We start from the raw sequence: 12,975 nt of genomic DNA on the forward strand, positions 1-12,975 counted from the left end.
GTATGGGTTACCGCACCAGCATGATCTGCCCTTTCCGCGTAATATCACCGCATAAGCCTTTGGCCCGGATAAAATATACATAAGCCCCAACCGGCAGCGCTTTTCCTTTAAAAGTACCGTCCCAGCAACGTCGCGGATCGTTGGAGGAAAACACCCTTTCCCCCCAGCGTGTATAAATGGAGAACTCGTGCAGTTGTACGCTCCCCCACCTGTTCAGGGAAATACAGTCGTTGATGCCGTCGCCGTTCGGGGTGAACGCGTTGGGCACCTGGAAACCCGTGGGCCCGTCGGTGGTAACGTTCACCAATACACTATCATAAGCAGAACAGCCGTACTGGTTGGTGCTTTTCACCGTAAAATAACCCGGTTGTGTAAGCGATCCCACTACTCTCGTGGCGCCGGCAGGGTTATCCACGGCTGAAGCGGGACTCCATTCAAACCGTGTTCCCGCCTCACTTACAGCCGAAAGAAAGGTGGTGGTATTCAGGCAATTGATATCATTGGAACTGGAAGCCTTTACTGTCGGGTTCGGGTTCACCCTTACGCCAACCGTAAAACTGGTATCGTAGCCGCATGTACCTTCAGTAATCAACACTTCATACTGCGTGGAAGCGATTGGTTTCACCACTGGATCTTTCAGGGATGCGTTATTGAACGCTGATGCAGGCGACCATTGGTAAGTAAACGCATCATCGTTCGCGCCCAGCATGGTAACGGTGCTATCGGCACAAACATCACGGTTGGGTGGGCGCACGAAATCCGGCCTGGGAATCACGGCCATCAGTACGGAAGCGGTATCAGTGCAGGAGAGCGCGTCGGTAACGGTTACTACGAAACGCGTGGAAGTATCCACCACAGCCTGCTGAACGGGCAACCCAGCATCACTGAGGGCGGCCGCGGGCCACCAACTGTACGACACGCCACCTGATGCCTGAAAGGATACCGTACTTCCCTTACACACCAAAGCCCCATCACTCACCATAGCAGTGGCGGTATCCAACTTCACGACGTGCACCACGGAATCCATGCAGCCGTTCCCATCGGTGGCGATCAGTTTTACATCGTATTCCCCACCTTTAGCGTAGCTGTGCGTTACCGCAGATGAAATGCCTTCCGTGCCATCATCGAATACCCATTTCCAGGTTCCGATCGGGCTGGGTTCCGCGAGCGCTGTGGCCTTGAACTGCGGGCTCTTGCAATAGGGCACACTGAAACTAAAATCCACATCCGGGGTTTCGTGGACGGTGATGGTCACGGAATCCCGGACCATCTGTAACGGCGCAAAAGAAATATCGTCAAGTGCAAAATCGTTCCCACCTGTATTCAGGTTGATGTTCACAATAGAAATAACTGCGGAACTGCTGTTGCCGGAATTCCATACCGCATAGAACTGGTCCCACCGGCAGGTGGCCGCATTGGCGCTGATGGTAGTGCCCAACTGAACACCATTGATGGAAAACTGCAACTGCGCAGGATTGGAAGGCACCAGTGTTTGTATCCAGGCTGAAAAAGCATAGTTGGTATTCGGCTGTATAGGAATAGTTTGCGACCATACCCGCGCATTAGCGGTTCCGGAACCGTTTACCAGCAGCATATTGCCCGTGCCGTTCGTGTGATCGCCGCAATTCGCGAAGCTGGGATGCCAGGCAGGCACATTTGCTGAAACGGTATACACCCCTTCATTCACCCCGCTTCCGGGATTAAAATTATAATCGGAGGTGAAGCTATTGTTCCCGTTCGTAAACCCGGGATTGTTCACCAGGTTCCCGATCGGCATCAACGCATTAAGGTAATAAGTGGTTTGCGGTACCGGCGTATTGATCACAGGATTCGCGATGTTGGGATCGGACAAACCGGTTGCGGGCGTCCAGCAGTAAGAGAGCGCGGGCAAAGCGTTGAGCTGAACAGGTTTTTCGAAGCAATAAACGGAGTCGCGGTTAATGATGAGTGAATCACGTAAGAGCACTACCGGCACTTCTTTGGAAATCGTTTTGGAGCAGCCGTTCTGTAAATCGGCTTTCAGTTGTACGGTGTACGTTCCGAAGGGGTTATAGGTAACATCCGGCGCATCGGTATTGGTTTCAGTTCTGCCGTTGCCGAAGTCCCAGGTAAGTGTGGTGTAATTGGAAGATTCGTTTTTGAAATGGATGAGCGCAGGGTCGCATACATCCTGGATAAAGGAGAATTCAGGGGCGGCCTCGGGTTTTACGATAATTTGTTTACAGATGGAAGCCTGGGTGGGGAGCCCCTCATCCACGGTGAGCGAGATGTTGTAGGTGCCGGGAGTATTGTAGATGAGATTCTGCGGGGTAATATCGGAAGTGCCGGGGAGATCGGGGTTGTTGCAGCCTTCGAATTTGAAACGGGTGATGGTGTTGTTGCTGACGTTGGTGGTGAAACAATACACATCTCCACCCTGACGGAAAATTTTTGAAATGCTATGCGGAAAGTTCAATCCTCCGATATTGCCGATTTTGGTGCCGGACGGAGCGTTCAGCAGGTTATCTCCAAAATCGATTCTTACCAATTCATTGGTGATGGCATTCACAACGAAAGCAGAAACATTGCCGCAGTAGTTAAACACAGAAATGTCCCGTGGACGGGTAAGCGCATTTCCTGGATTTCCTAAATTCACCGGAACCGGAACATTTAAAAGTGAGCTTCCGAAATCAAGCCGTATCAGGGTTGGACTTCCGGCTGAAGGGGATTCATTGGTGATGAAAGAATACCAATTTCCATTACTGAACATCGTGTAAATACCCGTTGGGTAATCAAACGCTGATGGAAGTGGAACGGTGGAGCCAGTTGGTGTATTTTCAAAACTCTCTGTAAAGTCAAAACGGGTAAGGGTATTGTTTGCAGAATTAATCGTAAACCCATACCATCTGTTGCCATCCTGGAACAAATGGAGGTCAATCGGAAAGGAAAGGCCATAACTATTCCCCCAGTTTGTAGCGGTTGGCGTGGCGTTATTCAATGCTGTTCCGAAACTTATTTTCACCACGCGTGACTGACCTGCAGCCTGTGTGCCCCCTACTATAATCGCATACCACTTCCCTTCATTCTTCACCACTTGAATTCCTTCCGCGCTGTTCGGAATAGCTCCTCCAAAGTCACCAAGATTCACCGCTACCGGAGTATTCAACAAACTATTACCAAAATCCAATCGTACAAGTCCTCCCGGGAAATTATTAACGACAAAACCATAATAATTACCATTGTCAAGCGCGTAATCCATAAATACCGGGCCTTGCAGGTAACCACCAAGGTTTCCAAGATTCTGAGCCGCAGGGATACTGGATAGATTTGCAGCGCAGAAATTCCAGTAATATTTAGATGCTCCAATGGAATTATTGGTTATGGTAACCGGTTCGTTTGCACATACAGAGGAAGGAATTGTGAAATCCGGAATGGCAAGTGTTGGTGTTGGAATTATATTACAGGAATCAATCACAAAATTATTACATGCGGGATTTGTCCTGCTAATGGCGGCTCCGCCTGAAAGTGTTCCATTAAACAATGTATTCCCCTGTTTATTTAACAGATTATCAAACGTATAATAGCTGCGCAGACCAGCTTGAGCCGAGGGATTAGCGAGGGATCCGGTCATATTATCCCTGATTTGCTGTTGTGTTCTGGCAACACTCCAGATTCTGACCTCATTGATATAGCCTTTAAGATTCTCAGCAAGCGGAGGCGAACCGAACGCTTTCTCACCAATTGTAGTAATAAAATCATTTTGATAGAGGTCCCCGGTTGCTGCCACCTCGCTCATCAGGTAACCGTTCCTGTAGAACTTTAATGTACTTCCATCATACACCATGGCCACATGGTACGTTCGGTTCAGTTGAATATCACAAACCTGAGGTGTTGCAAAGTAGCCATTGCTGGTTGTAATTTCAGCGCTACTGGGACGTAAGAGATAATTAATATTGGAAGGATCATCATGCTTTGAAACAATATTTCCCGCATATAAATAACCGCCTGTATAAGCCACGGTTCTGGTAAAAACAGCTTCCACGGTCATCTGATTACCGGAAACGTCGATATCTCCGACTTTAATACCATCGCCAGGATTCATACCATAAAACCAATTGTTGCAGGACAAAGACGCCGAAGCGGAAACTTTAAGCTGTTGATTCTTACTTCTAATAGAATCTTCTACAGCAAAAACATGCACACCCGAGAGCAGTAAAATAAAAAAAAGGAATACAGGTTTTGCAATGAAAGGTTTAGGGCAATAACACATATAAACTATATCGAACTTAAATATATTTCAAAACATTGAATGATAAGCATATTCTGTTGATTTATGGCCCATTTCATCTAAAATACCTTATTTTGCCACGCATAATTTTTAAACGTATGAATGCTTTTTTTCAAAAGAAAGTAGTGCCGCATTTCGCAGCGATTGCGGTTTTCCTGCTGGTATCGGTTTTGTTTTGCATCCCAGCCTTGCAGGGAATGGTACTTGATCAGCATGATACTGCGGGTTGGAGAGGAATGGCGCAGCAGTCTTTTGAATTCAAGGAAAAATACGGGCATTTTCCTTTATGGAGCAACAGTATGTTCGGAGGGATGCCGGCGTATACATTTGCGATGGAGGGACCAGCACTTCATATAGGTTATATACAAGAAATACTGATGCTTGGTCTTCCGGTTCCTGCCGGCTACTTTTTCCTGGCATGCGTCTGTTTTTACATTTTGTGCATGTCGTTAGGCATCAGGCCCACCATAGCCGTCTTGGCTTCAATTGCCTATGCATATTCCACCTACAATCCTATTATTCTTTCTGTTGGGCACAACACAAAAATGCTGGCCATCTCCTACGCTCCGGCAGTGATTGGCGGGGCCATATTACTTTTCAATAAAAAATACTGGTCAGGAGCAATAACCACTATCATAGCTTTCGGGCTTATGGTGGCTTCCCAGCACCTTCAAATAGTGTATTATACACTAATTATATTGGGCATTCTCTGCCTGGTTTTTATTATCCGGTCTATAAAAGCAAAATCCGGTGCAGCACTAGTAAAACCCCTGATTATACTGGTGGCTTCCACTCTGATCGGTTTCGCCAACTATGCGGTGAGCATGCTTCCCCTGCAGGAGTACGCGAAAGAAACCATGCGTGGTGGCGCCTCTGAATTAACAAAACCCAACAGCGCTACGAAGACCAAAGGTGGATTGGATAAAGATTACGCTTTTCTTTACGGAAGCTATGGTATAGGTGAATCTTTCACCATTATGGTTCCACGCTTGTATGGCGGCAGTGTTCCAACGGTTGTAAACAATGAATTAAAAAGTGAATTTGGCGAAAACACAAAAACTGCTGAAAAGCTTTCTGAGCTTACCGGTATGGGAGAGGAACAGGCGAACCAGTTCGTAAAACAACTTCCCGCGTATTGGGGAAACCAACCCTCTCATGCGGGGCCTGTTTATCTGGGTGCCATCATTGTTTTCCTTTTTATTTTCGGCTGTTTTTATGTTGATTCCTGGCACAAGTGGTGGATCATCATCGCCTCTGCTATCGCATTTGTTTTGTCGTGGGGAAAAAACCTGGAGACCGTCAACTATTTCCTGTTTGATGCGCTGCCTTTCTATAACAAGTTCCGCGCGCCGGCGATGTCGCTCGTTATTCCTCAACTTGCTTTCCCAACACTCGCCGCGCTGGCTTTAGAACGACTTGCATCGGGAAAAGACGAAAACAAACATGTTCTTGCAATCTTTAAGAAGTCACTGATCGCCACCGGAATAATAGCAGCAGGAATGCTTTTCTTTTACATCAGTTCCGATTTCAGCAACGAAAACGATAAGGGGTTAAAACAAAACCTTTCAGGAATGATGCTTCAGCAGGCAGGTGCCAACGCTTCGCCGCAGGTTCAGCAACAGGCCGAATCTTTCGGTAGTTCCATTGTGAAAGCGTTACAAGACGATAGGAGAAGTCTTTTCGGAAGTGATCTTTTCAGGAGTTTACTGCTCATTGCATTGGGTGCGGGACTTATCTGGTTCTTACTGATGCAAAAACTTAAACTCAATATCGTATTGCCCGCTCTCTTATTGTTAAGCAGCTTCGATATACTCTCCGTAGGAACAAGGTACCTTAACAGCAATAATTTTATTGAAAAATCAGATTTTGAAACCCAGCCCACGCAGGCTGATCTGCAAATCAAGCAAGACAGTAATCTTCCATTCCGTGTTTTTGATCAAGCCGACCAGCAAGGGCCTTTCAATAGTTCCAGGGCTTCTTTTTTTCACAATTCTGTTGGGGGATATAGCCCGGCAAAACTGGAGCTATATCAGGATTTTATCGAATACCAGCTTTCTAAAGGAAACATGCAGGCGTTTAATATGATGAATACGCGGTATTTTATTGTTTCAAACCCATCGAACAATCAACCTGTTGCACAACTGAATCCTGAAGCATTTGGACCATGCTGGCTCGCCCGATCCATCAAATACGTTCCAAATGCAGATGCGGAAATGGCAGCATTGGATAGTATGCCACTAAAGGAGGTAGCGATTGTTCAGGAAAAATTCAAATCTATTGCGGGAGAACAGCCCGTATATGATTCAACCGCGACCATTACCTGGCTGGAAAACAAAAATGACCTGATCAGGTATAAAACCAGTGCGCTTTCACCACAATTCGCCGTGTTCAGTGAAGTATATTACAAACAAGGTTGGAACGCTTATATCAACGGCAGTAAAGCAGACTTTTGTAAAGTAAACTACATCTTACGCGGTATGAAAATTCCTGCCGGGCAAAATGAGGTAGAATTCCGTTTTGAGCCGCAAAGTTATAAAACGGGCTCAATGATTACCATGGGCGCAGCAGCCGTTACCTACCTGCTGCTTTTGCTGGCCGCTTTTGTAGGATGGAAAAATTATTCACGGTTAAAGAACAAAGTATAAGTTCTACTTAAATCATCTTGTAAAAATATGGCGTCAGTCTTACCATTTTTGGAAATAGGCGCCATGTTTTTATCATATTCGTAAAGAAACCCGACGCTTTATCCGCATTATGCAACACAAGCTTTCCGGAAATAAGATTTTGGATGGGAAAGATGAACAGGTACAACAAAGCAGCAAATGAATAAGCGGCCAGGTGAAACAAATACCATAGCAGTCCCCACTGTTTCCTGACGCGTAATAAATTAGATACAATCAACTGAAGCCCTTTTTTATCGTATAAGTTGTAGTAGCCTTTTTCCAGGTTGCCAGTAGCCGCATTTATCGTTTCTCCCTGCAGGTGAACAATATCAAGATCTCCATAAACGCATAATTCTCCGGTTTTCCTTAACCGGCTGCACCATTCTATTTCTTCAGCATAAAGAAAAAAATCTTCGTCAAGCATACCTGCTTGTTGCACCACCTCTTTTTTTACCATCAGGAAAGCGCCATTGATCCAATCCACCACTTCCAAACTTTTGGCTTCTTCAACATTTGTTTTCTTTACCCCAAAAAACTGACCGGCCTTCTTCACCAGCGCTCCTATGTAAGGCAAAGGCAGCAGCAGATTCAATGCTCCCTTTATAAAATAATTTCCGGTAATCTGCGGTGTACCATCGGCAAACCGGAGTTGAACGCTGCAAGCAGCGTAGGAAGATTCATTGAACCTTTGTAAACAACCGGGTAAAACATCTGAAGAAAATAATACATCAGGGTTAAGCAATAAAAAAACATCTCCGGAAGCTTTTCGCATACCGGCATTGTTGGCCCGTGCAAACCCTGCATTGTACCCCATACGAAAATACTTCACAGAGGGGAAGGCCTGCTTTATCAACTCCATACAATTGCCGTCAACTTCGTTATCCACCACGATCCATTCATAGGAGAGAAAACCGGGGTATCGGGATGCGGATTGAAGGCAGTTCAGGATATGTTGAACTGATTTATAATTAACGATTATAATGGACAACATCAAAGCCTGAAAATTATCCTGTTATACAAATAATTCGCTGTCATTAAAGTTTTAGAGACAAACCCATTTTTAAGCGCTCCGACAGGGATGCAACGCTGCACATGAAACATACTTTTAATTACCATGGGTACTTCCTGCGTTAAAAACGCATGCTCAAAGTCCTGCTCGTCTTTAAAAGCGGCGTTCCTCACCATTCTCCATACAATATCATAACTCCTGATATTACGCAGCACATGCTTTCCTTCTTCTTTCAACAAGTTCATTTTTTCAGGCAGCAACACTTCTCTTAAAAATAATTCATCATGTGCCCCACTGATACCACCTAATCCAAAAAGACCAACTATTACGTCAATATATAACGGATCGACCTGCCTGAAACATTTTATATTCAACGCCCAATCAGCATGCTGCCTGTAACGCTGATCGTAGAGGCCAAACTTTTTGAACAGTTCTTTCTTATAAAAACTGGCCTGATGTGGAATATTTTTGATCAGCAGTTTGCTGAAATCAAAAGGACCATCATATTTTTCGGGGCGATCTCCCATTTTTACGTTGCCATAAACGAACTGTCCCGGTGCATGTTGCAGCATTGGTGCCACTACTGAAAAAACTTTCTCAGCATAAAGCTTATCGTCAGATCCTAAGAAGTAGATCCACTCTCCTCTCGCAAGCGATATGCCCTTATTCATAGCATCGTACACTCCATTGTCTTTCTCCGAAACATAACTGATCCGGGCATCATTGTTCGCGTAATTCCTGATGATATCCAGCGTGTTGTCTGAAGAGCCCCCGTCTATAATTAGAAGTTCCCAGTTTAAAAAAAGCTGTGATTGCACACTTTTGATAGCCACTTCTAATTCATTTTGCGAATTATAAGTTGGAATTACCACGGTTATTAATGGGTATGGGGCGTTCGGTTCAACCATTATTCTTGTATTTCTTGTAGTACAAGTTGAATATCTTTCCCGAAAGCCGGTTTATATACGAGCTTAATACCGTAGCAAGGCTGCGTTTCTGCACGGTATTATTTTTCGCATTCACAAGCCTGTGGTGATGAAGCAGCTGTGGATAAGGCGAATTGCTGAACCAATTTTGCGCATAGAAACTCACTTCCTGCTGGTAGCGTTGACTAACACAGTTGAATTCCCCTGGCACTCTTAATTCAGGCATTTTATAATGATTTCCGTATTGAGAGGCCTGCCTGTACAATGAGTAACCATACTTTTTTGCCAGAATAGATAATATAGACTGGTCGTGGCGGTGTTCAATAAAGCCGGGAAGGTTTCTTTTGCCACTGGAATTAGGAATATCCGTGAGAATAGATTCGTTAGATGCATAATTCAACCACTCCTGTACAAATTTCACGCTATCACTTCCTTTTCGAAACAGCGCAAAAGAAGCATCACATTGTATGGCCAGCCAATAAGCCGGGGCATCCGCGTTCATCCGCACAAAACAATCCCGTTTAGTCCAGGCGGCATTTAATAAATTACCATTGGCAAACAGCACCACTGGCTGCTTAGCGGCACAAATTTCAACCAAAGGACTAAGGTCTTCAATGATTTCAATTCCGCAATCGGAATAAATCAGAACGTCTCCATCGTTTAACTGTTCCAGTGTTTCCAGGATAATATAGGGCTTCCAGAGCCAATATCCCAATCCCCTTGGCTGTGCAAGAATATGCTCAAACTGTTTAAAAAACGGTTTTCCGGAAAATGATTCGAAAGAAAAAGAATAAAGGTCCTGCACACCATGCTTCAAAGCTGAAGTGTTCAGTCTCTCACGACCTTCATTAAAAGAATGATTGGAAAGATTTGTCAGCGCAATTTTCATACTACAAAGGAAAACTGGAAATGATACCAACGGTATGCGGCGCCTCATGCTCTCCAATCCATCCGTTAATGTTTACCAGGTAAATATCATGGATGGGATAATTCCTTTTGTATTTATTGATGATCCTGAAGAAGGATTTCTGCATCTTTCCCACCAGGTCATCCCATACTATCACGAATTTTTCATCCAGCAGGTCATATTTAACAAGCATTTCAAATTCAAACAAGATCGCCTTTGGCGTATGAAGCGCATCCGAGAAAACGATGTTGTACTTATTCCCTTTGAGCTTCGCCCAACTGTTCTCATCCCATACATCCCCACATAAATAGCGCACATCCAGCGCATTCCTCCGGTATTTTTTCAGGTATGACTCGTTTTTCTTGATGGAACCCGCTGGTGTTTTCCAGGTTTCAGTTTCAACCAGCTCCAATTCATTTTCAAGTACCGGATTTATTGTTTCAATATCGAAAGCGGTAAAAGTCCCTTTTTCGTGACCATTGATCATTTGGAAAAAGTTCTTTCCTACGGAAACACCAATCTCGAAATAATTCAAGTGGGGAAAATGTTTGTCAGAAAAATAAAGCAGCAGGTCTGAATAAGTAAGGGTTCTGCTGATGGGCTTGTTAATGTCCCCCCTTATAAAGGAAGGCACGCCATAATCGAACCAGGATTTTTTAAATGCATCCTCATCAATCCAGTTGGGAATGAGAGAAAGCGCCTGCCTGTTTTTATCTATGAATGGCTCCAGGGCCGCTGCGGGAAAATCAATTTGTGATTTAAATTCCACTTTATCGGGAAATAGCCACTTAAAAAGACTCATATCAATTGGGTTTAATAGCAATACGGCCTGTGTAATCTATCCGGTTTAAAAATATGCGTATCTCTCTTTCCGCAAAAAATTCATCTACAGCTTTTCTTGCTCCACTCCAATGCCCATAATCATCTATGATCAAAATGCCACCGGGTACCAGCAGATCATACAATGTTTCCAATTCATGCTTGGTGGACTCATACCAATCGGTATCAAGTCTAAGCAAGGCTATCTTTCCAATTTCCGGATGCGGCAGGGTTTCCTCTACCTTACCTTTGATGAAGTGTATCGAAGAAAGCGGGTAACCAGTTTGGGACAAATTGGCCTTTACCTCATCAACAGGCGAATAACACCATACATTATCTCCGTTAAGCCGGTCTTCTTTTTTCAAAAGATCCTCGGCTTTAGAAAGGTCCACCGCGCTTACATCCGCACTTCCGGGTTCAGACATGCCCTCGAATGTATCAAATAGAAAAAGCCGTCTTGCAGTATTATTGTATTCCATCAATTTTCTCGCGACGAGCATCATACTGCCACCTTTCCATACACCGCACTCTACAATATCCCCCTCAATTTTACCCGATTCTAAGTGATCTATTGCACGCGCCAATGTCACCAGTCTTTCAGGGCTCGTCATTGTTTTTTCCTTCACAAAGTTGATGTGCTGCGCTTCAGCTGGAGAAAAATCAGAAGGAAACGTTTTATCAAGGTTTCCCCTGGCGCTGGTGAGCTCATCTGCCATCGCCTTCGGTATGCCGGTTAAGCCTGCTGCCTTTAAAATTTTCTTCAATAACATATACAATAAATCACGTTTCTGGTAGCTGTAAATATTTCTCCCTGCAATATTCTGCAAAATATTTCAGCCATCCACAAAATCCCTAAAATAGATTAATTTGGCGCGAATAAGCGCTTTTCTGATGGAAATCAACAAAATAAGTATCATTATCATCTCTTACAACCGCCCAGCTGACGCGCTTGAACTTCTTCAAAACATCACCACACTTAAACAAACAGCTGAGCTTCTTCAAGAGGTTATTCTTATAAATAATAACTCCTCTGTTTCTTACCAAGATGTTGAAGCCTATATCAGCCAGCATAATATTTACCCTTTTAAGTACGTCTCGTCACCAGAAAATCTTGGCGTTTCAAGGGGAAGAAACCTTGGCATCTCACTAGCCACGGCCCCTATCCTATTCTTCCTGGACGACGATGCATTGCTGGACGACGCAGGCGCTCTGCAACAAATTCATACAGCCTTTTCAGCCCCCTACAAGGAGCGGGCGCCAGGCATTTTGTCCTTCCGGGTTTTGTACCATGAAAACCGTCAATGGCAGATCAATGCTTTTCCGCACAAACATTTTAAGGCGTACAGTCATCTTCAGGCATTTGGCACCTACTACTATGTAGGCTGCGCGCATGCCATTAAAAAGGAAGTCTTCGAAAAAGCCGGCATGCTGCCCGTAGATTTTTTCTATGGGATGGAAGAGTACGACTTAAGCTACAGAACTATTGAGGCGGGATTCTCTATACAATATAATTCCGGCGTAACCGTGTTGCATAAAGAATCACCCCATGGGCGACAGCCTAAACCGGAAAAACTGAAAGGGATGTGGATTAATAAATCCAAAGTGGCCTGGCGCTATTTGCCAAAAAAATACTTTTACAGCACGGCAGGCATGTGGGGACTTCTATTTCTTCTTAAAACCGGCTTTAATATCAGGCTCTTTATTTCCGGACTTAAAGCATTGAGTGCCATTCCAGGCGCAGAACCCAGAAAGCCACTTTCTGAAAAAGCAATGCAATATATCAGGAGTACAAATCCGCGTTTGTGGTATTAATAATTCACTTCACCAAGCTTCATCATCCCATAAAATATACAACTCACATGCATACTCTGTAAAATCTCATTCCGCCGCAACATCTCCTTCAATTCCCCCATCTCCACCAGGTGCACCTCAATTTCTTCATTATGATCCAGCATCTGCTCCTGCACTTTCTTCCCCCCTTTCGCCAGGAACATGTACATCATATTGTTATTGGTACTGGGATTAGCAGATATTTCCCCCAGAAATTCAAAAGAATCAAACGCGTACCCCGTTTCTTCCAGCAGTTCGCGTTGGATGGCCGCTTCTGGAGAAGCATCGGTATCATCAATGCAGCCGCCTGGAATCTCCATACAGGTTCTTCCTATGGCATGACGGTATTGTTTCACGAGTATCACTTTTCCATCTTCCGTAAGCGCCAGAGCGGTGGCCCAGTTGGGGTATTCCATCACGTAATAGGGCGTCACAATGGTGCCATCGGGCCTTTCGCAGGTATCTTTGCGGGCCGTGAGCCAGGAATCTTTGAAAAGGTATTCACTTGAAATCAGTTTCCAGTCTAGCGGATCTTTCATTGGTAGAAATTTATC

At 44.6% G+C, this 12,975-nt stretch carries 9 protein-coding genes; 2 read left to right on the forward strand and 7 right to left on the reverse strand.

Translation table 11 applies throughout. The features are described from left to right. Positions 1-7: 7 nt before the first annotated feature. On the reverse strand, positions 8-4,081 hold the full coding sequence (locus tag M4J38_RS08775; protein WP_251759178.1) for a PKD domain-containing protein: 4,074 nt from the start codon (positions 4,079-4,081) through the stop codon (positions 8-10). 284 nt (positions 4,082-4,365) lie between these two features. Between M4J38_RS08775 and M4J38_RS08780 the strand changes: the two genes are divergently transcribed. Further along, complete coding sequence (locus M4J38_RS08780; RefSeq protein WP_251759179.1) at positions 4,366-6,912, forward strand: YfhO family protein; 2,547 nt, start codon at positions 4,366-4,368, stop codon at positions 6,910-6,912. A gap of 7 nt (positions 6,913-6,919) precedes the next feature. Here M4J38_RS08780 and M4J38_RS08785 read toward each other — a convergent pair whose 3' ends face one another. Genes M4J38_RS08785 through M4J38_RS08805 form a run of 5 tightly spaced genes read right to left on the reverse strand, consistent with a single transcriptional unit; the run spans position 6,920 to position 11,418 of the window. Beyond that, positions 6,920-7,921, reverse strand: a complete 1,002-nt coding sequence (locus tag M4J38_RS08785; protein WP_251759180.1) for a glycosyltransferase family 2 protein — start codon at positions 7,919-7,921, stop codon at positions 6,920-6,922. Further along, complete coding sequence (locus M4J38_RS08790) at positions 7,921-8,847, reverse strand: glycosyltransferase family 2 protein (protein ID WP_251759181.1); 927 nt, start codon at positions 8,845-8,847, stop codon at positions 7,921-7,923. The genes M4J38_RS08785 and M4J38_RS08790 overlap by 1 nt, the downstream gene beginning before the upstream one ends. Beyond that, positions 8,840-9,754, reverse strand: coding sequence for a hypothetical protein (locus M4J38_RS08795; protein ID WP_251759182.1), 915 nt, complete (start codon positions 9,752-9,754; stop codon positions 8,840-8,842). Before M4J38_RS08795 ends, M4J38_RS08790 begins: the two co-directional genes overlap by 8 nt. Before the next feature lies 1 nt (position 9,755). Next, positions 9,756-10,574 carry a hypothetical protein gene (locus M4J38_RS08800; RefSeq protein WP_251759183.1) on the reverse strand — a complete coding sequence of 273 codons (819 nt, stop codon included), beginning with the start codon at positions 10,572-10,574 and terminating at the stop codon, positions 9,756-9,758. A gap of 1 nt (position 10,575) precedes the next feature. Continuing rightward, entirely contained in the window at positions 10,576-11,418 is an 843-nt protein-coding gene (locus M4J38_RS08805; protein WP_251759184.1) for a TylF/MycF/NovP-related O-methyltransferase, read from the reverse strand. A 64-nt stretch (positions 11,419-11,482) separates the two neighbouring features. Here M4J38_RS08805 and M4J38_RS08810 point away from each other — a divergent pair, with 64 nt between their 5' ends. Continuing rightward, a complete protein-coding gene (locus tag M4J38_RS08810) occupies positions 11,483-12,403 on the forward strand; it encodes a glycosyltransferase family 2 protein (protein WP_251759185.1) in 921 nt (306 codons plus the stop codon). On the opposite strand, the gene M4J38_RS08815 is transcribed toward M4J38_RS08810, so the two are convergent. Beyond that, entirely contained in the window at positions 12,400-12,960 is a 561-nt protein-coding gene (locus tag M4J38_RS08815) for an NUDIX hydrolase (protein ID WP_251759186.1), read from the reverse strand. The genes M4J38_RS08810 and M4J38_RS08815 overlap by 4 nt on opposite strands. Positions 12,961-12,975: the final 15 nt, after the last annotated feature.

It is taken from the genome of Parasegetibacter sp. NRK P23 (assembly GCF_023721715.1).
GTDB lineage: Bacteria > Bacteroidota > Bacteroidia > Chitinophagales > Chitinophagaceae > Parasegetibacter.

What these genes read in the sequence shown, in the direction of transcription:
- M4J38_RS08775 (WP_251759178.1), bottom strand. Translation starts at nt 4,081, where the DNA reads ATGAATCCTGGCGATGGTATTAAAGTCGGAGATATCGACGTTTCCGGT.
- M4J38_RS08780 (WP_251759179.1), top strand. Translation starts at nt 4,366, where the DNA reads ATGAATGCTTTTTTTCAAAAGAAAGTAGTGCCGCATTTCGCAGCGATT.
- M4J38_RS08785 (WP_251759180.1), bottom strand. Translation starts at nt 7,921, where the DNA reads ATGTTGTCCATTATAATCGTTAATTATAAATCAGTTCAACATATCCTG.
- M4J38_RS08790 (WP_251759181.1), bottom strand. Translation starts at nt 8,847, where the DNA reads ATGGTTGAACCGAACGCCCCATACCCATTAATAACCGTGGTAATTCCA.
- M4J38_RS08795 (WP_251759182.1), bottom strand. Translation starts at nt 9,754, where the DNA reads ATGAAAATTGCGCTGACAAATCTTTCCAATCATTCTTTTAATGAAGGT.
- M4J38_RS08800 (WP_251759183.1), bottom strand. Translation starts at nt 10,574, where the DNA reads ATGAGTCTTTTTAAGTGGCTATTTCCCGATAAAGTGGAATTTAAATCA.
- M4J38_RS08810 (WP_251759185.1), top strand. Translation starts at nt 11,483, where the DNA reads ATGGAAATCAACAAAATAAGTATCATTATCATCTCTTACAACCGCCCA.
- M4J38_RS08815 (WP_251759186.1), bottom strand. Translation starts at nt 12,960, where the DNA reads ATGAAAGATCCGCTAGACTGGAAACTGATTTCAAGTGAATACCTTTTC.